Genomic DNA, 21,998 nt, shown 5'->3' on the forward strand with positions numbered 1-21,998 from the left:
CGAATGGCCCACCGTGTTCGGCGATCCCAAGATGACCACCGCGCTCCTTGATCGCGTCACCCACCATTGCGACATCGTCGAGACCGGCAATGACAGCTGGCGCTTCAAAAACCGCAGCTGATCGCCCCCACCGACCTCCGATTAAAAGATGCTTTGCGCTGCGCGCGCCTCCGGTCGGGCTCCGCCCTCCCTACGCCGCGCGCAGCGCAAAGGCGCGTGTCCGATCAACCTTGCGCCATCGTGAAAGGGGGTCCCTTTTGCGCGCCGATAGGGGGTCCCGTTTGCACGCCGATTGACAGGTCGCCGCCATATAGCGGCCGTCGAAAAAGCCTTCGAGCGCCATTCCCTCGAGCATCTTCAGCAGCTCGTCATCGACGAAATTCTTGAGGTCGCCGGCGCGGGCGAAATCGACCTGGGCGGTAAAGAAAGTGGCCGAGGCGACCTTCTCGCCCTCCCCTCGTCCGGCGAGCACCGCCAGCGTGGCGGCCAGCGTGGTCCCGGCGACGCAATAGCCGATCGTGTGGGCAGTCTTGACTCCGAGCAGCTCGCGAATGGTATCGATCGCATCGATCTGGGCGGCGACATAATCGTCCCAGACGACATCCTTCATGCCCGCGTCGGCGGATTTCCAGCTCACCATGAACACGGTCAGGCCCTGCTCCACCGCCCAGCGGATAAAGCTTTTCTCCGGCGTCAGGTCGAGGATGTAGAAGCGGTTGATCCAGGGGGGGAAGATCACGATCGGCGTCTCGAATACCTCATCCGTCGTCGGGCTGTACTGGATCAGCTCGTAGAGCGGCGCGCGCTTGACCACCTTGCCGGGCGTGGTGGCAAGGTTCTTGCCGAGCTCGAAGGCCCCTTGCTTCACATGGGTGAGCTGGCCCTGGCGCATGTCGCGCAGCATGTGTTCCAGGCCGCGGAGCAGGTTCTCGCCGCCGGTTTCCAGCGTCTTCTTCATCACCTCGGGATTGGTGAAGATGAAGTTGGACGGGCTCATGGCATCGGCCACCGCGCGCGCGGCGAAGCGCATCTTCTCGCGCTGCGCTTCATCGACCCCCTCCACGAGATCGACGGAGCGCATCAAATGCTCGGCAACCAGCTGATAGCTTTGCCGGATCATGTCGAACATCGGATGCTGCTGCCATTCCGGCGCTGCGAAGCGCTTGTCCTTCGGCTTCTCGGCGGACGTGGTATCGGTGCCGGGCGTCAGGAAGCGCTGCCATAGCTTCAGCCCGTCCGACCAGAAGTCGGTCGCGGCCTTGGTGAGCGCCGTGGTTTCGGCGAGGTTCGGAAAGGCGCTGGGCGGCGGCGTCTCGCTGGCCTTCATCGCCATCTCGACGCCATGCTCCATCATCAGCTGCTGGGCACGGCCGATCACCCAGGTCCAGCGCTGCATCTCGTCGAGCGTGGGCACATGGGCGCCGGGCGTTTCGGTCTGGCTAGCCATCGAATCCTCTCCTTGGGATAGGCTTCTAGCCGGCGCGAAGGGTTGTGCGAAGCGCGGCTGGTCACGATATCCTTACCATGGCCGCCACCTGCCCGCTTTGCGACAAGCCCGCCGATCCTGCCCACCAGCCCTTTTGCAGCCGCGGCTGCAAGGACCGGGATCTGCTGCGCTGGCTGGGTGAGGGCTATCGCGTGCCGGGACCGCCCGCCACCGAGCACAAGCCACTGGACAGCGAGCTTTAGCCGCCGCTATAGGCCGCGCCTCGCTCGACAAGCGTGCCGTGCCCAGGTAGCTCAGTTGGTAGAGCATGCGACTGAAAATCGCAGTGTCGGCGGTTCGATCCCGTCCCTGGGCACCATCTTTCCTCTCGCTGGTTCCGCTATCGTGGCCGACGACAAGACCGAACGCTTCGCCTGGACCGAGGAGGGTCGCTGGCACTGGATCGGCCGGGTCGGCTGGAAGGGGCTGTGCCCCCGCTGCGGCCAGGGGCCATTGTTCCGCGGCTGGCTGAAGGTGCGCGAGGCGTGCCCGGTGTGCGGCCTCGACTTCCGTTTCGCCACGCCCGATGACGGACCCGCCTTCTTCGCGCTTTGCCTGACCGCCTTTCCGCTGATCTTCTTCGTCGTCTGGCTGGAGGTCGCCTATGCGCCACCCTGGTGGGTGCATCTGCTGACGTCGATCCCGCTGATGGGGATCGGCACGCTGGCGAGCCTACGCCCGTTCAAGGGCTGGCTGGTCGCTTCCCAATATGTGAACCGCGCCGAGGAGGCGGGCACGAGCGAGCTGTCCGCGAGGCTGCGGCACAAGGACTGAACCCGGAACGACCCTCGCGTGTTTGAACGGACGAGGAGATCGGGCATGGACATTTCGAATACTCCGCTCGTCGAGCGGATCGCGCGCGTGCTGGCCGGACAGCGGCTGAGTTCCAACGCGGAAGGATCGAACCCCTCGGCCGGTGAAGCGGTCGACCTCGCCTGGCGCGAACATCTGGACGACGCCCGTGCGGTCCTGCGCACGCTGCGCGAGCCGGACGAGACGATGGCGGTCGCGGGCGACGCAGCGATATGGGAGCGGATGGTCCGCGCAGCGATCGACGCCGATGGGGCGGAGAAGCCAAACGCCGACCGTGTCGAGGAAGAGGCGGCAGCCGTCGGTCCTTAGATCATCGCCGTGGAGCGAGCCTTGCTTCTCCACAACAGTTTGACTCGTTTGCGCACCCGTTGGACTCATTGCTGGGGATAAGGAGCGCCGCGCCCCTTCCGCCCGCGTGCGCGCGCGATAAGCTCGGGCCTGGAGGGAGGCTCGTCTTTTGCGCTTCAAGCGGCTCAAGCTGTCCGGCTTCAAGAGCTTCGTCGATCCGGCCGAGCTGCGCATCGAGCCGGGGCTGACCGGCGTCGTCGGCCCCAATGGCTGCGGCAAGTCGAACCTGCTGGAAGCGCTGCGCTGGGTGATGGGCGAAGGCTCGGCCAAGTCCTTGCGCGGCGGCGGCATGGAAGACGTGATCTTCGCCGGCACCGCCACTCGCCCGGCCCGCGACTTCGCCGAAGTCCAGCTGTTCGCCGATGCCGCCGACAATGATGGCGGCGAGATCGAGGTCGTCCGCCGCATCGAGCGCGGCGCGGGATCCGCCTATCGCCTGAACGGCCGCGACGTGCGCGCGAAGGACGTCGCCCTGCTGTTCGCCGATGCCGCGACCGGCGCGCATTCGCCGGCGCTGGTCAGCCAGGGCCGGATCAGCGCCGTTATCGCCGCCAAGCCGGTCGAGCGGCGCGCGATGCTGGAGGAAGCGGCCGGCATCGCCGGCCTGCATGTCCGCCGCAAGGACGCGGAGCAGAAGCTTCGCGCGACCGAAGCCAATCTGACCCGGCTCGGCGAACTGCTCGCCGATATGGAGGCGCGGTCGGGCCAGCTGCGGCGGCAGGCCCGCGCGGCCGAGCGCTATCGAGCCCTCTCGGCCGAGATCAAGCTGGCCGAGGCGCGGCTTACCTTTGCGCGCTGGCGGGACGCGGCTGAGGCGGCGGAGCATGCCAAGAAGGAAGCCGCCGCAGCGGACGAACGAGTGCATCAGCTTGCCGAGGCCCAGCGCGCCGCGGCCGCGTGGAACGCGGAGGCGGTACGCCAGCTCGGCGACGCCCGCGCCGCGGCCCAGTCGGCGCGCGATCGCCTGTCGCAGCTTGGCCATGAACTCGCCACAGCACGCGCGGAGATGGCGGCTGCAGAGCGCCGCCTCGCCGAACTGCACCAGTCGCGCGAACGCCTCGCCAGCGACCGGGATCGCGAAGGCTCGCTCGCCAATGACGCGGCGGAGGCCATCGCCCGGCTGAGCGCCGAAGCCAAGGCGTTGGAGCAGCGCGTCGCCGCGGCCGAGGCGGGGCGCCCCGGTCTGGTCGCCGAGCTCGCCCGCGCCGAGAGCGACGCCCGCGACGCCGAAGTCGCACTCGCTCAGGCGTTGACCGCACAGGCGCGTGAGCAGGCCGATGCGCAGATCGCGCGCTCGGCGGCGGCGGCGGCGCAGGCAAGGCTGCAGCGCGCAACGGGCGAGGCGGCACGGATCGAAGCGGAAATCGCGCAGCTCGGCAGTGGCGAGCAATGGGTCGTCGGACGCGACGAGGCGGTCGCGCGCCGCATCGCGGCCGAGGCAGACGGTGCTGCTGCTGCTCAGGCGATCGAGCGCGGCGAAGCGGACCGGGCGGCTGCGGCCGCCGACCGCGACCAGGCGGAAGCCGGCCTTGCTGCGGCACGCGCGGCTTTGGCTGCGATCGAGAGTGAAGCCGCGGCACTCGACAAGGCGCTCGCCCGCAGCAGCGGCGACCGGCTCATCGACCATGTCCGCGCGGCGCCGGGTTACGAGCGCGCGCTGGCTGCGGCACTGGGCGACGATCTCGAGACACCGCTCGCCGCCTGGTCGACCGCGACCGGTGGCGAGCCGCCGATCGCCGATGCGCTGGCGGGTCACGTGACCGCCCCGGCAGCTTTGCAGCGTCGGCTGCAGCAGGTCGCGGTCACCGAAGCGGACGATGGCCGTCCCCTTGGCGTCGGCCAGCAGATCGTCACCCTTGGCGGCACGATGCGCCGCTGGGACGGCTTCTCGGCCGCCGAGACAGGCGCGGCGGCAGCCGAGCGGCTGATCCGCGTCAACCGTCGCGAGGCGCTGGCAGCGGCTCTGCCCGACGCCCGCGCCTCCGTAGAACGTGCCGAGGCGGCATCGAACGACGCCGCCGAACGGCTCGCCCGTAGCCGTGCGGCGGTGGAGGAGAGTCGGCGTGTGTTGGCGGCGGCGGAGGCTACGGCACGCGCCGCGCGGCGGGACGAGGATGCTGCCGATGCCGCGATCGAACGCTTCACGGCGCGCAGGGCCGAGCTGCAACAGCGTCACCAGCGCGCGAGCGGCGAGCTGGCGGAAGCGCAGGGCGACGCCGATGCGGCCAACGCCCGACTGGCGGCTTTGCCGAACGGGGAAGCGACGGCGCGGCTTGTCGCCACCCTCTCCGCGCAGAGCGAGGTCGCGCGCGCGGCGGTGCTGGACAAGCGCGGCGCCGCCGCGACGCTGGACCGCGCCATCACCGCTGACCGGGATCGGCAAGCGGCAGCGTTGAGCGAGGTGAAGGGCTGGCGGACGCGCGCTGGGGAGGCGGCGAAGCGCATCGACGAAATGGCCCGGCGCGCGCGTGCGGTCGAGACCGAACTCGGATCGTTGGCAGATGCGCCGGACCAGCTGCGCGCCGCGATCGCGACGCTGGAGAGCGAGCAGGACGCCGTCAAAGCGCAGGCCGAAGCGCTGGCCGCCGAGGAGCGTGCCGCCGAAGCGCGGGTACGGGAAGGCGAGGCGACGCTGGCGCAAGTCGGGGAGGCGCTCGCCCAGGCGCGCGAGACGCGTGCCGGCGCGCTGGCGCGGGCCGAGGCCGCCGACCTGCGGCGCGTCGAGATGAACCGGGTCTCGGGCGAGCGATTCGAATGCCCGCCCCCTCTCTTGCCGGAGCGGATCGGTTTCACGGCCGGCGAGGTGCGCGACGCCTCGGACGAGTCGGCGCGCCACGACCGGCTCAACATGGATCGCGAGCGGCTCGGGCCGGTCAACCTGATCGCCGAGCAGGAGCTGCGCGAACTCGAGGGAGAATTGGAACAGTCGCTCGCCGATCGCGAGGAGCTGACCGAAGCGGTCAATCGGCTGCGCGGGTCGATCGGCAGCCTCAACCGGGAAGGCCGCACCCGTCTTCTGGCCGCCTTCGAACAGGTCGACCAGCATTTTCGCCGGCTGTTCGAGCGGCTGTTCGGCGGCGGCGAAGCCTATCTGCAGCTGGTCGATTCGGACGATCCGCTCGAGGCGGGATTGGAAATCATGGCCCAGCCACCCGGCAAGCGGCTGGGGTCGCTCACGCTGCTCTCGGGCGGCGAACAGGCGTTGACGGCGGTCGCGCTGATCTTCGCACTTTTCCTCACCAAGCCATCGCCGATCTGCGTGCTCGACGAAGTGGATGCGCCGCTCGACGATGCCAATGTCGAACGCTTCTGCGACCTGCTGGACACGATGGTGGCGGATACCGAGACGCGCTACCTGATCGTCACCCATAACGCCGTGACGATGAGCCGCATGCATCGCCTGTTCGGCGTCACAATGGTCGAACGCGGCGTCAGCCGGCTGGTGTCGGTCGATCTGGGTGGCGCGGAGGAATTGCTGGCAGCGGAGTAGCATCAACATGCGCTCGTCCCGAGCGAAGTCGAGGGGCGCGGCTCAGAGCCCCCGCAGACGCCCCTCGACTTCGCTCGGGACGGGCGAGATAGTCGGCTTCATGCAAATCTCCTTCCTCCTCTTCCCGCATGTCACCCAGCTGGACCTGACCGGTCCCGCCCAGGTCCTGTCCCGACTGCCGAACGCCAAGGTGGAGCTCGTCGCTAAAACGCTGGAGCCGGTGCCGACCGACGCCGGCTTCCCGCTGCTGCCGAGCGCGACTTTCGACAGCGCGGCTGTCCCGGACATCCTTTGTGTGCCTGGCGGATTTGGCGTCACCGGTGCGATGGAGGATGAAGCGACGCTCGCCTGGCTTCGCCGGGCGACGGCGCAGGCGCAATGGGTGACGAGCGTGTGCACGGGTGCGCTGGTGCTCGGCGCGGCAGGCCTGTTGCAGGGCTATCGCGCCACCACGCACTGGGCGAGCCACGACTGGCTTGCCGCCTTTGGCGCGATTCCAGTCAAGGAGCGCATCGTGTTCGACGGCAACCGTGTGACCGGCGGCGGGGTTACGGCCGGAATCGATTTCGGCCTGGCGCTGGCGGCGGAGATCGCCGGCGACGATCACGCCCGCTTCATCCAGCTCAGCCTGGAATATGATCCGGCGCCGCCGTTCGACGCGGGGTCGCCCGACAAGGCAAGCGCCGCCACGATCGACACCTACAACAAGCTGGTCGCGCGGCTCTCTTCCGACCGCCCGGCCCGCTACCAGGCAGCCGCGCACCGGCTCCATGCGAAAAGCCCCGCCGGTGAGGGCGGGGCTTGACGCTTACTGGATCGGGGAGAGGTTCACCGCGGCGTATTTGCCGCGACGGTCCACTTCCAGCTCGAACTCAAGCTTGTCGCCCTCGTTGAGGGTCGGCATGCCGGCCCGCTCGACGGCTGAGATGTGCACGAACGCATCGGGCTGTCCGTCGTCGCGCTGAATGAAGCCGAAGCCCTTCATCGCGTTGAAGAACTTGACCGTGCCGGTCGCCTTTTCGCCGGTCAGCTGACGCTGCGGACCGCCGGCGCCGCCACGTTCCTCGCGACCGCCGCCACCACCGCCGGTGACCGGAAGCGGCTCGCCTTCGATCTTGAGGTCGGTGGCCGAGATGCGGCCGCCCCGATCCACCAGTGTGAAGCCGAGCGGCTGACCTTCGGCCAGGCCGGCCAGGCCGGCACGCTCGACCGCGGAGATATGCACGAACACATCCTCGCCGCCATCGTCGCGGACGATGAAGCCGAAGCCCTTTTGGCCGTTGAAGAACTTAACGACGCCCGTGCCCTCGCCGATGACCTGCTGCGGCATGCCGCCGCCGCGGCCACCAAAGCCGCCGCCACCGCCGCCGCCGCCGCCGAAACCACCGCCGCCGCCGCCAAAGCCGCCGCCACCGCCGCGGGGGCCGCCGAAGCCGCCGCCACCGCCGCCGAATCCGCCGCCACCAAAGCCGCCGCCGCCGCCGTAGCGGCCGCCGCCGCCGCTTTCATTGTAGCCGCCGTAGCTCTCGTCACCGAAACCGTCGCGCTTGTCCTTGCCGCCGCGCGGACCCCTACGTCCTCTGTCGAAACCCATTACTGCCTTCCGGTCGCCCACATAATCCAGTCAGAACCCTCGCGCCGGGCGCGCGCGTCGGCCCTTTCAGACGGTACCCCATAGTCACGCCCACTCCATTGCATAGCGGAGATTCGCTCGGGCGGCGAACGAAATAATCCACAGGCATGCAAAGCGAAGCTGACGGCGAAAGCGTCGCCGTCGCTAAATCATTGAGGCTTTGGTGCGTCGAGCCTATGCGTCTCAACGACATGGCCGTTCATTTCCACGAAGAAGACTTGCCCGCAGGCGTACTCGCCGAGGGCGCCGTTGCCGTCGACACCGAGACGATGGGCCTCCATTCGCACCGGGACCGGCTCTGCCTCGTGCAGATTTCCGACGGCGGCGGCGACGAGCATCTGGTCCGGTTCGGGCCCGCGAGCCGCTATGACGCGCCGAATCTGAAGGCGGTGCTCGCCGATCCGGCGCGGCTGAAGCTGTATCATTTCGCCCGATTCGATCTGGCCGCGATCGAGCTTTATTTGGGCGTCACCGCCGCCCCCGTCTACTGCACCAAGACGGCGTCGCGCCTCGTGCGCACCTATACCGATCGCCACGGCCTCAAGGATCTGGTGCGCGAGCTGGTCGGCCAGGAAATCTCCAAACAGCAGCAAAGCTCCGATTGGGGCGGGCCTGTCCTGAGCGACGCCCAGAAGGATTATGCCGCCTCGGACGTGCGCTTTCTCCACGCGATGAAGGTCGAGCTCGACAAAAGGCTTGAGCGGGAAGGTCGAACCGCCCTCGCCCAAGCCTGTTTCGATTTCCTGCCGCACCGGGCCAAGCTCGACCTCGCCGGCTGGCCGGACGTCGACATCTTCGCGCATGTCTGAAGCCGCCGAACGCTCGCGCGATTCGCGCCGGCGCTGGGCAGTGCCGGGCAGCAGCCATGACCGCACCATCCGATTGCTGCGCGTGGCGCTGCCGATGGGGATCGGCGCACTGTTCGCCTTCCTGTCGATCGCGCCGCTGACGATCGCCGGCGAGATGAGCTTCATGCTCGACAAGAACAAGGTCGAAGTCGCCAAGGAGCGGCTGCGTGTGACCGAGGCATTGTATCGTGGCGAAGATGCGAAGGGTCAGTCCTTCGCGCTCCGCGCCGGCTCGGCGGTGCAGGCGACGTCGCGTGAGCCGATCGTGCGGCTTCAGGACCTCTCGGCCAGCCTGTCGATGCAGGAAGGACCCGCCCTGCTCCGCGCCGACCGCGCCCGCTACGACATGGACAAGGAAGCTGTCGCGGTCGAGGGGCCGGTCACCTATCAATCGGCCGATGGCTATCGCCTCGTCACGCGCGACGTGAACGTGGACCTGAAGACCAGGCGCCTCGCCAGCCAGGGGCAGGTCGAAGGGCGCATGCCGCTTGGTACCTTCAGCGGTGGCCGCATCTCGGCCGACCTGCCCACCCGGGTCGTGCGGCTGGAAGGCAGGGCGCGCTTGCACATCGTCCAGGGAGCGGCCAGATGAGCCCGATGCGATCCCGGCTGATCATGGCAAGCACTGCAGGCTTTGCACTGGCCCTGTCCGCCCCGGTGCTGGCGCAGGCGCTCGCCAACCACAACACCAATGCGCCGGTCGACGTGGAGGCGGACCGGATCGAAGTGCAGGATCGCGCCGACCGCGCCATATTCTCGGGCAATGTCCGGGTCCGCCAATCCGACCTGACCATGAACGCGGCGCGGCTGACGGTCGCCTATGCCAATCAGCGCGGCAGCGGCGTCGATATCGAGCGGCTCGACGCCGCCGGCGGCGTGACCGTGCGCAGCCCCAGCGAGACGGCACGAGGGCAGTTCGCCATCTATGACCTCAACCGGCGCCAGATCACGATGGTCGGCGGCGTGGTGCTGGAGCAGGGTGCGAATGTGGTGCGCGGCGGCCGGCTGGTGATCGACCTCGACAGCGGCCGCGCCATTGTCGACGGCTCGGCGGCGGGACGCGCGCCCGGCACGGTCAGCAGCGGCACCGGCGGCCGCGTGACCGGCCGCTTCTCGGTGCCGCAGCGAAAGAATCCCTGACCTGATCCAGGCGCTTGCATCATTTCGTCGCACCCGCCGCACGGCCGCATGCACGAAGCTTGCCAAATGCCCCATCTTTACCGATCAGTAACCCCGATCTGACACCAGCCGGAGCCGGCATGAACGACGTCGCCACCCTTGCCGCACCGCTCGCGCCCGGTCCCGATGCGGATGCCGGCGGCCTCGCGGTCGTGTCGATCGCCAAGGCCTATGACAAGCGCGTGGTGCTGTCCGACGTGTCGCTCGCCGTCGGGCGCGGCGAAGTGGTCGGCCTGCTCGGGCCCAACGGCGCTGGCAAGACCACCTGCTTCTATTCGATCATGGGGCTGGTGAAACCGGATTCCGGCCGCATCATGCTCGACGGGCTCGATATCACCGGCCTGCCCATGTACCGGCGCGCCATCCTTGGCCTTGGCTATCTGCCGCAGGAAACGTCCATCTTCCGCGGGCTCTCGGTGGAAAAGAACATCCTTGCCGTGCTGGAGCTGGCCGAACCCGATCGCAACGAGCGGGCGGCGCGGCTCGAGCAATTGCTCGACGAATTCGGTCTCACGCGTTTGCGCAACGCGCCGGCGATGGGTCTGTCGGGCGGCGAGCGGCGGCGCTGCGAGATCGCGCGCGCGCTCGCGGCCAATCCGTCGATCATCCTGATGGACGAGCCGTTCGCGGGCATCGACCCGATCTCGATCGCCGACATTCGCGACCTGGTCTGCCAGCTGAAGAAGCGCGGCATCGGCGTGCTGATCACCGATCATAATGTCCGCGAGACGCTCGACATCGTCGACCGCGCCTGCATCATCTATGATGGCCGGGTGCTGTTCGCCGGCAGCCCGCAGGCGTTGGTCGCCGACGAAAATGTCCGCCGCCTCTACCTAGGCGAGCATTTCGAACTGTAGTCATGGCGTCACTCGCGCCTCGCCTCGACCTGCGCCAGTCGCAATCGCTGGTGATGACGCCGCAGCTGCAGCAGGCGATCAAGCTGCTCGCGCTGTCCAACCTCGAAGTCGAAAGCTTCATCGCCGAAGAGCTGGAGAAGAACCCGCTGCTCGAGACCGGCGGTGAGGAGCGCGCCCCTGCCGAGCCGGCCGACTTCGAAGGCGGCGAGGAGTGGGACGGCGAGAGCGCGCCCGAGCCGGTCACCGCCGATCGCCTCGTCGAACATGGCGACGGCGTCAGCGACTCTCCGCTCGACGTGGATTTCGTCGCCGAGACCTTTCATCATGACGGCCCGTCCGACAGCCACCTGGACGGCTCGCTGGGAATGGGTGGCAGCAGCGGCGGCTTGGGTGGGGAGGAGGCGATCGACTTCGATAGCTTCGGCGCCCCCGCCGAGACACTGCAGGAGCATCTGCTTGCCCAAGCGGGCGAGCGGCTGTCCGGCACCGACCATGCGATCGCCGTCTGGCTGATCGGCCAGATCGACGAAGCCGGCTACCTCGCCGTCGACTTGATCGAGGTCGCGCATCAGGCCGGTGCGCCGCTCCAGCGCGTCGAGCAGATACTCGGTGTCGTCCAGAGCTTCGATCCCACCGGCGTCGGTGCGCGCAACCTCGCCGAGTGCCTGGCGCTGCAGGCGAAGGAAGCGGACCGCTATGATCCGTGCATGGCGCGGCTGATCGCCAATCTCGATCTGGTCGCCGCCGGGAAACTGCCGCAGCTCAAGCGCATCTGCCAAGTCGACGACGAGGACCTGGCCGACATGATCCGCGAACTGCGCGGCTATGATCCCAAACCCGGACTGAGGTTCGGGGCCGCGCGCACCGAGACCGTGGTGCCCGACCTGTTCGTCGCCAAACGGCCGATCGGCTGGGCAATCGAGCTGAACGCCGCGACATTGCCCAAGCTGCTCGTCAACCGCCGCTATTATGCCGAACTCGCCTCGGGCCCGCAGGACAAGTCGTCCAAGGCGTGGCTAACCGAATGCCTGCACAGCGCGAACTGGCTGATCAAGGCGCTCGACCAGCGGCAGCGCACGATCATCAAGGTCGCGACCGAAATCGTGAAGCAGCAGGAAACGTTCTTCCTGAAGGGCGTGGAGCATCTGAAGCCGCTCACCCTGCGCCAGGTCGCCGAAGTGATCGGCATGCATGAATCGACCGTCAGCCGCGTGACGTCGAACAAATATCTGAGCTGCGCGCGGGGGCTGTTCGAGCTCAAATATTTCTTCACCTCGGGCATCCAGTCGGCGGATGGCGGCGATGCGGTGTCGGCCGAGGCGGTCAAGAGCGCGATCAAGGGCTTGATTTCCGCCGAGCAGCCGGACGCGATCCTGTCGGACGACACGCTCGTCGATCTGCTCAAGGCCAAAGGGTTCGATATCGCGCGGCGCACGGTCGCGAAGTATCGGGAAGCAATGGGCATCGGCTCTTCGGTCCAGCGCCGCCGGCAGAAGGCGTTGCGGGCCGCCTGACGCGCTCTTTACCCGCCGGTAACTCCCTACCATTTATCGTTAACGCATCACGGCCCTTTGAGTGGGATGGATTGATGCGTAAGCTTCGGAACTACAGCGCTTTCAGCCTTGGGCTGGTCCTCGCGGCCTGCGGCGGCGGCGGGAGCAGCGTCGGTTCCGCCGGCTCGCCCGCGCCCGTCCCGGCGCCGAGCCCTACGCCCACTCCGACTCCTACGCCAACACCAACTCCGGCTCCGACGCCGACGCCGACGCCGACACCCACTCCGAGTCCCTCGCCGACTCCGACTCCGACGCCAACGCCGGCACCGACACCGACGCCGACGCCCACTCCGAGTCCAGCGCCGACTCCGAGTCCAGCGCCGACTCCGACTCCGACTCCGACTCCGACGCCAACGCCAACGCCAACGCCGGCACCGACACCAACGCCGACGCCGACCCCAGCTCCGACGCCGACGCCAACTCCGACTCCGACTCCGACCCCGACTCCGGCGCCGACGCCCGCACCGACTCCGACGCCGACCCCAACTCCGACTCCGGCGCCGACGCCCACGCCCACGCCCACGCCCACGCCCACGCCGAGCAACTCGACGTTGCCGCTGGTGCACAGCGAAACGTTCCAGGCGCTTGGTGCACGCGTGGGGTCCACGGTGACGCGGGCGGACGGCACCGCATCGGCCGTGAGTTCATCCTCGGCGGACTTTTCCGGTGGGGTCAGCCTGTCCTATGACTCGACGACCGGCGCCTATACGGTGCGGGAAGCGGGCGGCGGCACGGCGACGTTCCTGCCGGCGAGCAAGAATCCAAGCGCCAGCGACGCGACCGTGACGGTATACAACAAGGCATCTGGCAACCGCACCGATCAGCTGGTGCTGTTCAATCCGGGCGCGTCCAATCCGAAAATGGCGCTTAGCTATGTCAGCTACGGCATTTGGCAGCAGGTAACCGACAATGGCGCGACCTTAGGCGTCGCCCAGCAATATCTGCTCTATGGCATTCGCCAGGCGGCCGACCAGCCGAGCACCGGCTCGGCCTCCTACACGACCCTCGTCGACGGCCTCTGGGCCAATCCCGACGGCGTCTATTCGCTGGGCGGGACCAGCAGCTTCACGGCGAATTTCGCTGCCAAGACGGTAGCGACGACGCTCGACCTGGTCGGAAAGCATGTCAGCACCGGCGTTTCGAAGACGCTCGGCCAGTTCAACGGCAGCGGCACGATTGCGACGCTCGGCGGCGGCTTCAGCGGCACGCTGACTCACCAGGGCACCGACATCGACGGCAATATCTACAGCGGCAACTTCGCTGGCGCCTTCTTCGGGCCGCAGGGTCAGGAAATGGGGTACACCTTCAACCTGACCGGCAACGGCGGCGCTGCCGTCGGCGCCGTCGTCGGCAAGTCGAACTAGCCGTTCGCTCATGCGTGCCATGCCGGGCCTCCGGATGCTCTCCGGAGCCATTCTGGTCGCCTGCGCAACGCCCCTGCTCGCGCAGGCGCCGGCGCCCGCCTGCGATCACGAAGCCGGCTGCGCCACCGGCCTGACCGCGCCCGACATCTTCGCGCTCGCGGAGCGCTATGCCGCGGCGAAGCGCCTGCCGGACGCGGAAACACTGCTGCGCGGCCTGATCCGCGATCCCGATCCGGACTATCGCGCCGAAGCCCGCTTCCGCCTGTCGATCCTGCGCGAGGCACAGGGGGATCGGCGCGGCGCCATCGAATGGCTGAAAGCCCTGCTCGACGAAAAGCCCAATGCTGGTCGGCCGCGGCTCGAACTCGCGCGGTTGCTGGCGGCCGAAGGCGACGAGGCCGGCGCGCGGCGCGAGTTGCGGCGGGCAGGCGCCGCCGGACTGCCGGACGAGGTGGCGCGCGTCGTCGATCGCTTTGCAACCGCGCTGCGATCGGTGCGGCCCATCGGCGGCGCCGTCGAGATCGCCATAGCGCCGGACAGCAATATCAACCGTGCGACCACGCAAGAGCGGGTGGACACGGTGGTCGCCCCGCTGACGCTCAGCCGCGATGCGCGTGCGACTTCCGGCATCGGCGTATCGTTGTCGCTGCAAGGCTTCGCCCGCGCCGACCTGACCGACGATATCGCGCTGCTCAGCCGCGCCTCGGCCCGTGCCGACCTCTACGGCAAGTCGCGCTTCAACGACGTGGTGGTGACGCTCGCCAGCGGCCCCGAATTCCGGCTCGGCGGCGCGCGCCTACGCCCGGCCGCCATCGCCCAACGCCGCTGGTTCGGCGGCGATCTCTATTCGGAAAGCTATGGCGGCTCGCTCAATCTGCTGAAGCCGCTCGACCGCGTGAGCCAGTTCGAGGGCGAACTCACGATCCTCGACTCGCACTATAGGAGCGCCTCGGTTCAGGACGGCACACTGGCCGATTTGAACATCGCCTATGACCGCGCTTTCTCGCCGCGGTTCAGCACCCGCGCCGCGATTCGGATCACGCGGCAGGATGCGCGTGCGGGCTTCCTCGCGACTACCAGCGGCGGCATCGACCTGCTCGCCTCACGCGCCTTCGGCAAGCAGCTCGCCTATGTGCAGCTGAGCGGGTCCAGGCTAGGCGCCGACGCGCCCTACCCGCTGTTCGGCGTCACCAGAAGGGACACGCGTTTCGACGTGACTGGCGGCCTGGTCCTGCGCCGGTTCAGCTGGCGCGGCCTGGCGCCGCTCATCCGCGTGACGCACAGCCGCAGCGACTCGACGATCCCGATCTTCGACTTCAAGCGGACGCGCGTCGAGTTCGCCCTCAGCCGCGAATTCTAGGCGACGCGGATCAGGCGCCAGCCGCCTTCAGCTGTGGCTCGAGCTTGTCCCAGGTGCCGGTATTCTCCAGCATCTTGCCGTTGAGGATGAAGGTCGGCGTGCCGACGAAGCCGGGCATCTCGTTCGCGGTCTTCTGCATCGCCACGAGCTGGTCGAGCGCGGCCTTATCGGCGAAGCACTGATCGAGCTTCGACTGCGGCACGCCGCGCTGCTTGGCGAACTGGTCGATCCCGAGCATGGCCGCCAGCGACTTGAATTGCTCGGCAGGCTGCAGGCCCTGCAGCCGCTGCAGCTCCGCCTGCGGCAGGCCCTGGATCTTGGTCATGATCTCCGACTGCTGCTCGAACGCCTGCTCGGTCATCGCAAAATAGGTGGCCGGACCATTGCAGCGGCTGACCAGGGTGGCGGTCATGTCGATCGGATCGCGCACATAATTGCGCACTTCGAGGCTGAGCGTGCCCTTCTTCACATAGTCCTGCAGCTTGGCGTAGCCGGTCTCCGCGAACTCCTTGCAGTGCGGGCAGGTGAGCGAGAGATATTCGACCAGCTTCACCGGCGCGTTCGGATTGCCCATGACGAAGCCGCCATCGGCGGTCTGGCTGACGACCTGCGTCCATTCCTGTCCGGCCGGCGGCGCAACCGTCCCCGCGGCGGCCGAGCCGTTGGCGGGAGCCGTCGCATTGTCCGCACCCTTGTTGCAGCCGGCAAGCGCCAGCGCGGCGGCGCCGAGCGCCAGCAGGTGAGCTTTGGTCATCTAAGTCTCCGTCACTTGGTCTTGAGCCTGGGCTCGAGCGCGGCCCAGCTGGTGGCATCCGGCACATCCGCGCCGTTCACGAGGAAATGCGGCGTGCCGGGGATCGAGCGGGTCTGCCACGCTTCCTGCGTCATCGCCATCACCGGCCGCTGCTGGGCCGTGTTGGCCAGACAGGCATCGACCTGCGTTTGCGAAAGCCGGACGATCGAACCAAGTCCTGCGCCCTTGGCGAGCATCTTCACGCGATCCGGTCCAGGCGCCTTTTCGAGCGCATCCTGATTGGCCTGGGCGTAGCTGACGCCCTTGCCGAACCATTGCTCCTGCGTGGCGAACAGCTTCTCGTGCGCCGCGAAAAAGCGGGTGGGTCCAGTGCAGCGCGCGAGCAGGGTCGCGGCGAGGTCGATCGGATCGCGCACCGCGTGGCGCACTTCCACCGCCGTCGATCCGCTCGCGACGTAACGCGACTTGAGCGGCGCGCTCGCTTCGTTGGTGAAGTGCGCGCAATGGCTGCAGGTATAGCTCACATATTCGACCAGCCGGGTCTTCGCGGCGGGGTTGCCGAGCACGAACGCGCCTTGCGCAGTCTGCGTCACGCGCTTGGTCCAGTCGACCGCGGCCGGTTTGGCGCCCACCAGCACGAACGCCGCGACCAGGACGCCGGCAATCACACCCACTCTCACGCTTTCACTCTCCCGAGCACGGGGATGGTCTCACTGGTCGCGATGCCGCGGGCGAGCGATTCGAGTACCGCCCGCAGCTCGGGATCGCCGACCGACCGCAGCGATTCGCCCAGTTCCTGCGGCACCGGCTCAAGCTTCGGGGGCTGCGGCTTCAGCGCGGGCCTTGCGACGACGCCCTGCCGGATCGCCACGCGCGCCACGGCGGGGTAGCCGAAAAAGCGGTTCACCCGCTCGACGATCTCCGGCAGCACATGCTGCATCATCGGCGCATGAGCGCCGGCAACGGTCAGCGTCAGCGTGCCGTCCGAGCGCTTGCCCTGCGGAAAGCGGATCGATTCGGGGGCAGACACGCCCGCATAGCGCTGGCCGACAATCTCGCCCCAGCGGCTGACGATCGAATGCTGGACGAAGCCGAACTTGCGGAACGAAGCGCGGCCGGCATCGGGCAGCAATTCGGCGACGCTGCGCGCGCGGCCGCCGCGCGCTGCCTCGTCCTTGGTGACCTTCTTGCCGCTCATCGGCCTGTCGTTTGCCACGCTTCCGATGAACCGTCCATGGCGGTAGAGGCGGATCGCGTGATCTCCCGCGATCTTCTCGCCTGGTATGACCTGCACGCCCGCACGCTGCCGTGGCGCAGCCCGCCCAGCGCGCCGCCGCCAGACCCCTATGCGGTCTGGCTGTCCGAGGTGATGCTGCAGCAGACCACCGTCGCGGCGGTGAAACCCTATTACGAAGCCTTCCTCCGTCGCTGGCCGAGCGTCGCCGATCTGGCCGCGGCGGAGGATGCTGAGGTGATGAGCGCCTGGGCCGGCCTGGGCTATTATAGCCGCGCGCGCAACCTGCTCGCCTGCGCCCGAGCGATCGTGCGGGATCATCAAGGCCGCTTCCCTGCCACCGCGGCCGAACTGCGGCGCCTGCCGGGCATCGGCGACTATACGGCGGCAGCGATCGCCGCGATCGCATTCGGCGAGGAGGTGGCCGTGGTCGACGGCAATGTCGAGCGGGTGGTCGCGCGGCTGTTCGCCATCGACACGCCATTGCCCGCGGCGAAGCCCCTGATCCGCGCGCGGGCCGCCGAACTGACGCCCGCCGATCGGCCGGGCGACCATGCGCAGGCGATGATGGACCTGGGCGCGACCATCTGCACGCCGCGCCGGCCCGCCTGCGCGATCTGTCCGGTGCGGAGCGACTGCGCCGCCTTCGCTGCCGGCATTCAGGAAGACCTGCCGGTCAAGGCGTCCAAAGGTGTCAGGCCGCACCGTCGCGGCTTCGCCTTCTGGGTCGAAGCCGAGGGGCACGTGCTGCTGGTAAGGCGACCGGCCAGGGGGTTGCTAGGCGGCATGCGCGCGCTCCCGACCAGCGCCTGGAACGACGCGCCTGAGATGGACGATGCGCCGGTGGCCGCCGATTGGTCCATCGTCGAAAAGCCAGTGCGCCACGTCTTCACGCACTTTTCCCTCGACCTGCAGGTAGCTATCGCCCGGGCAACGCGGGCGAACTTGGCTGAGGGAGAATGGTGGCCGATCGCAACGCTCTCGGAAGCGGGATTGCCGACGGTGTTTGACAAGGCCGCACGACGCGCCATGGAGCATCGCATGTCCTTGACTGCTTCATGCTGATCCCCGGCCTGACCGGCTCGCCGCTCGACCGCGCCGACACCCTCCGCACCAATCCCGAAGCGCTCGGCGCCGCGATGGGCGACTGGCGCTCGCGCCTGTTGCGGCTGGACGGCATCGACCCGGTGCTGGGTGACGATGGGCGGCTTACGTGGGGCAGCCTCGCTGAAGCCGGGGAAGAGGCGGAGCTGCTGCTGCTCGGCCTGCACGAGGGGCGCGCGCATTTCGCCGCGCTCGACTACCGCATGCCGGAAGCAGCGGGTCGGTCGATGGCGATCTTCCGCGCGCTCGAGCTGCTGCCGCCTGAGGAAGCGTCCACCTATGCCGCCGCGCGCAGCCTGATCGACTGGCATTTGCGGCACCGTTTCTGCGCGCGGTGCGGAAGCGGCGACACGGCCATCTATCGCGGTGGCTGGGGCCGGAAGTGCGGCCAGTGCGCGACCGAGCATTTCCCCCGCGTCGATCCCGTAGTGATCATGCTCGCCGAGCATGAGGGCCGCGTGCTGGTCGGCCGGCAGCCACGTTACCCCAAGGGTCGCTATTCGGCGCTCGCCGGCTTTGTCGAGCCCGGCGAATCGGTCGAGGAAGCGGTCGCGCGCGAGCTGTGGGAGGAGGCCGGGCTGAAGGTACGCGATGTGCGCTACATCGTCAGCCAGCCCTGGCCCTTCCCGTCATCGCTGATGATGGCCTGTATGGCCGCGACCGACGATCCCGCGCTCACCATCGACACCACCGAGCTGGAAGACGCCTTCTGGGTCGATCGCGCGGGCGTCGCGGCATCGATCGCGGGTGATGCGGGAGCCCCGTTCCTGCCGCCGCCGCCTTATGCGATCGCGCACACGCTGTTCAGCTGGTGGCTGGACCAGAACTGAGGATCAGCCGCGCTTGCGCGCCTGAGGATAGGTGCCGAGCATCCGCACCGAACGAGCGTGGAAGTTGAGTTCCTCCAGCGCCCGGTCGACCGGCGCATCGCCGGGAGCGCCCTCGATATCCGTGTAGAACTCGGTCGCGGCAAAGCTGGCGCCGCGCTGATAGCTCTCCAGCTTGGTCATGTTGATGCCGTTGGTCGCGAAGCAGCCGAGCGCCTTGTACAGCGCGGCGGGCACGTTGTTCACCTGAAAGATGAAGCTGGTCATCAGCGGACCCCGCTCGGGCCGCCGCGCCTCGCGCGCGAGGATCAGGAAGCGGGTGGTGTTGTCGGCCTCGTCCGCGATCTCATTCGCCAGCACGTCGAGCCCGTAGATTTCGGCCGCAAAGGCCGGAGCGATGGCAGCGATGCCCCAGTCCTGCATCTCCGCGACTGCCGCGACCGCCGCCGCCGTGTCGGCATAGTCGATCGGGCGCATGCCACGCGCGCGCAACCATTTGCGGCTCTGGCCGAGCGCCTGCGGGTGGCTCATCACTTCGCGGATCTCGTGCCCCGCCTTGCCGATCAGCGCCGGCACGATCGGCAGGAAATGCTCGCCGACAATGGCGAGGCCCGACTCCGGCAGCAGGAAGTGGATGTCGGCGACACGGCCGTGCACGGAATTCTCGATCGGGATCATGGCCGTGCTTGCCCGCCCCTCCTTCACTGCCTCCAGCGCATCCTCAAAGCTGAAGCAGGGCAAAGGCAGGCCGTCCGGGAAATGCTCGATCAGCGCGCGGTGCGAGTTGGCACCCGGCGCACCCTGGAACGCGACGGCGCGCGCGGGGTCGGCTTCGGCGGCCGCCCACATCTGCGCGACCAGAGTGCGCGCCGGTTCGGGATAATTCTCCATGACGGGTGCGCCGTTAGGGGCTTTCTCGGCGCCTGCAAAGCCGCGGCGCTTGCGGGCCGCGTGGGCTCTTTCTAAAGGAGGCCGCAAATTTCCTGAGCGCGGCCCTTCCGGGCCTTCAAGAGGACATGGAATGAACGACCGCAACAACACGATCGCCGGCTGGGTTTTGGGTGCCGGCATCGTGGCGCTGGGCGCCGGGATCGTGACCAGCGAACTGTTCCACGCCGAACGCCCGGAGAAGATGGGCTATCCGATCGAGGGCGTCGCGGCCGAAGGCGGCGGCGGCGAGGCCGAACAGCCGATCGAGGCACTGCTCGCCACCGCCGATCCGGCGAACGGGGCGAAGGTGTTCCAGAAATGCGCGGCCTGCCATACGGCGACCAAGGGCGGCGCCAATGGCGTCGGCCCGAACCTTTGGGGCGTGCTCGGCAAGCCGCACGGCCATGTGCCCGGCTTCGCCTATTCCTCGGCGCTGACGGGCAAGCCGGGCAACTGGGACTGGACGAACCTCAGCGAGTGGCTGAAAAGCCCGCGCAAATATGCCGAGGGCACCAAGATGACCTTTGCCGGCCTGTCGAACGGCAAGGACCGGGCGGACGTGATCGCCTATTTGAACCAGCAGAGCGACGGTCCGCTGCCGCTGCCCACCGCCCCCGCCGCCGGCAAGGCTGAAGGCGACGCGCCGGGCGGCGAAGCAGGCAAGTCGGCCGATGTCGGCGCCTCGCCGGTCGATACGCCGGCGACCGGTGCCGTCACCGCCGATCCTGCAGCCAAGCGCCAGTTCGAAACCAAGAGCGACATGCCGGCGGTCGAGAAGAAGTAACGCCCCGTAGCCGCGCTCCTGCGCAGGCAGGAGCCCTGTTCACGCGCTTGCATCTCATCCGACCGGGGCTCCTGCCTGCGCAGGAGCGCGGCCATATGATCGTCTAGTCGGCGAACGGGTCGCGAACCAAGATCGTGTCCTCGCGTTCCGGGCTCGTCGACACGAGCGCGACGGGGCAACGGATCAGCTCCTCGATACGACGGATATATTTGATCGCCTGCGCGGGCAGTTGTGCCCAGCTGCGCGCGCCGCCGGTCGTTTCGCTCCAGCCCTCGATCTCCTCATAGATCGGCTCCACCGAGGCCTGGTCGGCGGCATGGGAGGGAAAGTGATCGAGCGTGCGGTCGCCCAGCCGGTAACCGGTGCAGATGCGGATCGTCTCCAGCCCGTCGAGCACGTCGAGCTTGGTCAGCGCGACGCCGGTGACGCCGGACACCGCCGCCGACTGCCGCACCAACACCGCGTCAAACCAGCCGCAGCGACGCTTGCGGCCAGTCACCGTGCCGAACTCGCGCCCACGCTCGCCGAGCCGCTGACCGATTTCGTCGTCCAGTTCGGTTGGAAACGGACCCGACCCGACCCGCGTCGTATAGGCCTTCACGATCCCCAATACGAAACCGACCGCCCCCGGCCCCAGGCCCGAGCCGCCGGCGGCGGTGCCGGCAATGGTGTTGGACGAGGTGACGAACGGATAGGTGCCGTGATCCACGTCCAGCAGCGTGCCTTGCGCGCCTTCGAACAGGATGCGACGCCCTCGGGCACGCGCCTCGTTCAGGTCCAGCCAGACCGGCTTGGCGAATTGCAGCACGAAGTCGGCGATCCCGCGCAGTTCTGAGACCAGCCGTGCGCGGTCGATCGGCGGCTCGCCGAAGCCCGCGCGCAGGGCGTCGTGATGCGCCGTCAGCCGGTCCAACTGCGGGCCGAGATCGTCGAGATGGGCCAAGTCGCAGACGCGGATCGCGCGCCGGCCGACCTTGTCCTCATAGGCGGGGCCGATGCCGCGCCGCGTCGTGCCGATCTTGCCCGCGCCGCTCGCATCCTCGCGCAGCGCATCGAGATCGCGGTGGAAGGGCAGGATCAGCGCGCAATTGTCTGCGATCGACAGGGTTCGCGGGGTAACTTCCACGCCCTGAGCCTGCAGCTTCTCGACCTCCGCCTTCAGCGCCCAGGGGTCGAGCACCACGCCATTGCCGATCACCGAGGGCGTGCCGCGCACGATGCCCGAGGGCAGCAGCGACAGCTTGTACACCTCGTTGCCGATGACCAGCGTGTGGCCGGCATTGTGCCCGCCCTGGAAGCGCACGACCATGTCCGCCCGCTCAGCAAGCCAGTCGACGATCTTTCCCTTGCCCTCGTCGCCCCATTGCGCGCCGATCACCGTGACGTTGGCCACCGCATTCTCCCTAGTGCGGGGCGTGGCCTAGTCGGGACGGG

At 68.2% G+C, this 21,998-nt stretch carries 23 protein-coding genes, 1 tRNA gene and 1 pseudogene; 17 read left to right on the forward strand and 8 right to left on the reverse strand.

Annotation, left to right across the window (positions count from 1 at the left end):
• Positions 1–121, forward strand: a 121-nt coding sequence (locus HJG53_RS08940) for an ATP-binding protein (protein ID WP_171129749.1), incomplete at its 5' end; no start/stop codon positions are given.
• 177 nt (positions 122–298) lie between these two features.
• On the opposite strand, the pseudogene HJG53_RS08945 reads toward HJG53_RS08940, so the two are convergent.
• A pseudogene (locus HJG53_RS08945) lies at positions 299–1,447 on the reverse strand (PHA/PHB synthase family protein); the annotation flags it as partial.
• 77 nt (positions 1,448–1,524) lie between these two features.
• Here HJG53_RS08945 and HJG53_RS08950 point away from each other — a divergent pair.
• The 6 genes from HJG53_RS08950 to HJG53_RS08975 all read left to right on the forward strand — a co-directional run bounded on the left by HJG53_RS08950 (position 1,525) and on the right by HJG53_RS08975 (position 6,942).
• Positions 1,525–1,689, forward strand: coding sequence for a DNA gyrase inhibitor YacG (locus HJG53_RS08950; RefSeq protein WP_171129753.1), 165 nt, complete (start codon positions 1,525–1,527; stop codon positions 1,687–1,689).
• 40 nt (positions 1,690–1,729) lie between these two features.
• Positions 1,730–1,805, forward strand: a tRNA-Phe gene (locus HJG53_RS08955).
• Between the two features lie 26 nt (positions 1,806–1,831).
• Entirely contained in the window at positions 1,832–2,260 is a 429-nt protein-coding gene (locus tag HJG53_RS08960) for a DUF983 domain-containing protein (protein ID WP_171129755.1), read from the forward strand.
• A 45-nt stretch (positions 2,261–2,305) separates the two neighbouring features.
• Complete coding sequence (locus HJG53_RS08965) at positions 2,306–2,608, forward strand: hypothetical protein (RefSeq protein ID WP_171129757.1); 303 nt, start codon at positions 2,306–2,308, stop codon at positions 2,606–2,608.
• A 148-nt stretch (positions 2,609–2,756) separates the two neighbouring features.
• Positions 2,757–6,137, forward strand: coding sequence for a chromosome segregation protein SMC (gene smc, locus HJG53_RS08970; RefSeq protein WP_171129759.1), 3,381 nt, complete (start codon positions 2,757–2,759; stop codon positions 6,135–6,137).
• Positions 6,138–6,237: 100 nt separating this feature from the next.
• Positions 6,238–6,942: a DJ-1/PfpI family protein gene (locus HJG53_RS08975; protein WP_171129761.1), complete on the forward strand. Its 705-nt coding sequence runs from the start codon at positions 6,238–6,240 to the stop codon at positions 6,940–6,942.
• Positions 6,943–6,945: 3 nt separating this feature from the next.
• Here HJG53_RS08975 and HJG53_RS18990 read toward each other — a convergent pair whose 3' ends face one another.
• Positions 6,946–7,731 carry a cold-shock protein gene (locus HJG53_RS18990; RefSeq protein ID WP_171129763.1) on the reverse strand — a complete coding sequence of 262 codons (786 nt, stop codon included), beginning with the start codon at positions 7,729–7,731 and terminating at the stop codon, positions 6,946–6,948.
• 230 nt (positions 7,732–7,961) lie between these two features.
• On the opposite strand from HJG53_RS18990, the gene HJG53_RS08985 reads away from it, so the two are divergent.
• The 5 genes from HJG53_RS08985 (at position 7,962) to rpoN (ending at position 12,168) form a co-directional block, all read left to right on the forward strand.
• Positions 7,962–8,579, forward strand: a complete 618-nt coding sequence (locus HJG53_RS08985) for a ribonuclease D (protein ID WP_171130650.1) — start codon at positions 7,962–7,964, stop codon at positions 8,577–8,579.
• Positions 8,572–9,210, forward strand: coding sequence for an LPS export ABC transporter periplasmic protein LptC (gene lptC, locus HJG53_RS08990; RefSeq protein ID WP_171129765.1), 639 nt, complete (start codon positions 8,572–8,574; stop codon positions 9,208–9,210). The genes HJG53_RS08985 and lptC overlap by 8 nt, the downstream gene beginning before the upstream one ends.
• A gap of 23 nt (positions 9,211–9,233) precedes the next feature.
• Complete coding sequence (locus tag HJG53_RS08995) at positions 9,234–9,758, forward strand: LptA/OstA family protein (protein WP_254447663.1); 525 nt, start codon at positions 9,234–9,236, stop codon at positions 9,756–9,758.
• A 119-nt stretch (positions 9,759–9,877) separates the two neighbouring features.
• A complete protein-coding gene (gene lptB, locus HJG53_RS09000; protein ID WP_171129767.1) occupies positions 9,878–10,654 on the forward strand; it encodes an LPS export ABC transporter ATP-binding protein in 777 nt (258 codons plus the stop codon).
• Positions 10,655–10,656: 2 nt separating this feature from the next.
• On the forward strand, positions 10,657–12,168 hold the full coding sequence (gene rpoN, locus HJG53_RS09005; RefSeq protein ID WP_171129769.1) for an RNA polymerase factor sigma-54: 1,512 nt from the start codon (positions 10,657–10,659) through the stop codon (positions 12,166–12,168).
• Positions 12,169–12,378: 210 nt separating this feature from the next.
• Here rpoN and HJG53_RS18360 read toward each other — a convergent pair whose 3' ends face one another.
• Entirely contained in the window at positions 12,379–12,693 is a 315-nt protein-coding gene (locus tag HJG53_RS18360; protein WP_217352745.1) for a hypothetical protein, read from the reverse strand.
• A gap of 74 nt (positions 12,694–12,767) precedes the next feature.
• On the opposite strand from HJG53_RS18360, the gene HJG53_RS19120 reads away from it, so the two are divergent.
• Both HJG53_RS19120 and HJG53_RS09015 read left to right on the forward strand, forming a co-directional pair.
• Positions 12,768–13,571 (forward strand): transferrin-binding protein-like solute binding protein, encoded by an 804-nt coding sequence (locus HJG53_RS19120; RefSeq protein ID WP_217352746.1) that lies wholly within the window; start codon positions 12,768–12,770, stop codon positions 13,569–13,571.
• A 10-nt stretch (positions 13,572–13,581) separates the two neighbouring features.
• The gene (locus HJG53_RS09015) at positions 13,582–14,931 is read left to right on the forward strand and encodes a surface lipoprotein assembly modifier (RefSeq protein ID WP_171129773.1); all 1,350 of its coding nucleotides are present in this window, start codon (positions 13,582–13,584) and stop codon (positions 14,929–14,931) included.
• 10 nt (positions 14,932–14,941) lie between these two features.
• On the opposite strand, the gene HJG53_RS09020 is transcribed toward HJG53_RS09015, so the two are convergent.
• The 3 genes from HJG53_RS09020 to HJG53_RS09030 are packed head-to-tail and all read right to left on the reverse strand — an operon-like array spanning position 14,942 to position 16,883.
• A complete protein-coding gene (locus HJG53_RS09020) occupies positions 14,942–15,685 on the reverse strand; it encodes a thioredoxin domain-containing protein (protein WP_171129775.1) in 744 nt (247 codons plus the stop codon).
• Between the two features lie 11 nt (positions 15,686–15,696).
• Positions 15,697–16,359 (reverse strand): thioredoxin domain-containing protein, encoded by a 663-nt coding sequence (locus HJG53_RS09025; protein WP_171129778.1) that lies wholly within the window; start codon positions 16,357–16,359, stop codon positions 15,697–15,699.
• Between the two features lie 2 nt (positions 16,360–16,361).
• Positions 16,362–16,883 carry a DUF721 domain-containing protein gene (locus HJG53_RS09030; protein ID WP_171129780.1) on the reverse strand — a complete coding sequence of 174 codons (522 nt, stop codon included), beginning with the start codon at positions 16,881–16,883 and terminating at the stop codon, positions 16,362–16,364.
• 36 nt (positions 16,884–16,919) lie between these two features.
• Here HJG53_RS09030 and mutY point away from each other — a divergent pair, with 36 nt between their 5' ends.
• Together mutY and nudC are read left to right on the forward strand one after the other, a co-directional pair.
• Positions 16,920–17,984: an A/G-specific adenine glycosylase gene (gene mutY / locus HJG53_RS09035; protein ID WP_171129782.1), complete on the forward strand. Its 1,065-nt coding sequence runs from the start codon at positions 16,920–16,922 to the stop codon at positions 17,982–17,984.
• On the forward strand, positions 17,978–18,853 hold the full coding sequence (gene nudC, locus HJG53_RS09040; protein WP_171129784.1) for an NAD(+) diphosphatase: 876 nt from the start codon (positions 17,978–17,980) through the stop codon (positions 18,851–18,853). The genes mutY and nudC overlap by 7 nt, the downstream gene beginning before the upstream one ends.
• 3 nt (positions 18,854–18,856) lie before the next feature.
• Here nudC and HJG53_RS09045 read toward each other — a convergent pair whose 3' ends face one another.
• A complete protein-coding gene (locus HJG53_RS09045; protein WP_171129786.1) occupies positions 18,857–19,741 on the reverse strand; it encodes a prephenate dehydratase in 885 nt (294 codons plus the stop codon).
• Between the two features lie 130 nt (positions 19,742–19,871).
• Here HJG53_RS09045 and HJG53_RS09050 point away from each other — a divergent pair, with 130 nt between their 5' ends.
• Positions 19,872–20,564 (forward strand): cytochrome c family protein, encoded by a 693-nt coding sequence (locus HJG53_RS09050; RefSeq protein ID WP_171129788.1) that lies wholly within the window; start codon positions 19,872–19,874, stop codon positions 20,562–20,564.
• A 103-nt stretch (positions 20,565–20,667) separates the two neighbouring features.
• Here HJG53_RS09050 and HJG53_RS09055 read toward each other — a convergent pair whose 3' ends face one another.
• On the reverse strand, positions 20,668–21,957 hold the full coding sequence (locus tag HJG53_RS09055; protein ID WP_171129790.1) for an adenylosuccinate synthase: 1,290 nt from the start codon (positions 21,955–21,957) through the stop codon (positions 20,668–20,670).
• Positions 21,958–21,998 lie beyond the last annotated feature (41 nt).

It is taken from the genome of Sphingomonas sp. ID1715 (assembly GCF_013044515.1).
In the GTDB taxonomy this organism is placed as follows: Bacteria; Pseudomonadota; Alphaproteobacteria; order Sphingomonadales; family Sphingomonadaceae; genus Sphingomonas_B.

Coding starts and splice junctions, on each gene's coding strand:
- rpoN (WP_171129769.1), top strand. CDS start 10,657: ATGGCGTCACTCGCGCCTCGCCTCGACCTGCGCCAGTCGCAATCGCTG.
- HJG53_RS18990 (WP_171129763.1), bottom strand. CDS start 7,731: ATGGGTTTCGACAGAGGACGTAGGGGTCCGCGCGGCGGCAAGGACAAG.
- HJG53_RS08950 (WP_171129753.1), top strand. CDS start 1,525: ATGGCCGCCACCTGCCCGCTTTGCGACAAGCCCGCCGATCCTGCCCAC.
- HJG53_RS09045 (WP_171129786.1), bottom strand. CDS start 19,741: ATGGAGAATTATCCCGAACCGGCGCGCACTCTGGTCGCGCAGATGTGG.
- HJG53_RS08995 (WP_254447663.1), top strand. CDS start 9,234: ATGGCAAGCACTGCAGGCTTTGCACTGGCCCTGTCCGCCCCGGTGCTG.
- HJG53_RS09050 (WP_171129788.1), top strand. CDS start 19,872: ATGAACGACCGCAACAACACGATCGCCGGCTGGGTTTTGGGTGCCGGC.
- HJG53_RS08985 (WP_171130650.1), top strand. CDS start 7,962: ATGGCCGTTCATTTCCACGAAGAAGACTTGCCCGCAGGCGTACTCGCC.
- lptC (WP_171129765.1), top strand. CDS start 8,572: ATGTCTGAAGCCGCCGAACGCTCGCGCGATTCGCGCCGGCGCTGGGCA.
- nudC (WP_171129784.1), top strand. CDS start 17,978: ATGCTGATCCCCGGCCTGACCGGCTCGCCGCTCGACCGCGCCGACACC.
- HJG53_RS09030 (WP_171129780.1), bottom strand. CDS start 16,883: ATGAGCGGCAAGAAGGTCACCAAGGACGAGGCAGCGCGCGGCGGCCGC.
- mutY (WP_171129782.1), top strand. CDS start 16,920: ATGGCGGTAGAGGCGGATCGCGTGATCTCCCGCGATCTTCTCGCCTGG.
- HJG53_RS09015 (WP_171129773.1), top strand. CDS start 13,582: ATGCGTGCCATGCCGGGCCTCCGGATGCTCTCCGGAGCCATTCTGGTC.
- lptB (WP_171129767.1), top strand. CDS start 9,878: ATGAACGACGTCGCCACCCTTGCCGCACCGCTCGCGCCCGGTCCCGAT.
- HJG53_RS08975 (WP_171129761.1), top strand. CDS start 6,238: ATGCAAATCTCCTTCCTCCTCTTCCCGCATGTCACCCAGCTGGACCTG.
- HJG53_RS09020 (WP_171129775.1), bottom strand. CDS start 15,685: ATGACCAAAGCTCACCTGCTGGCGCTCGGCGCCGCCGCGCTGGCGCTT.
- HJG53_RS08965 (WP_171129757.1), top strand. CDS start 2,306: ATGGACATTTCGAATACTCCGCTCGTCGAGCGGATCGCGCGCGTGCTG.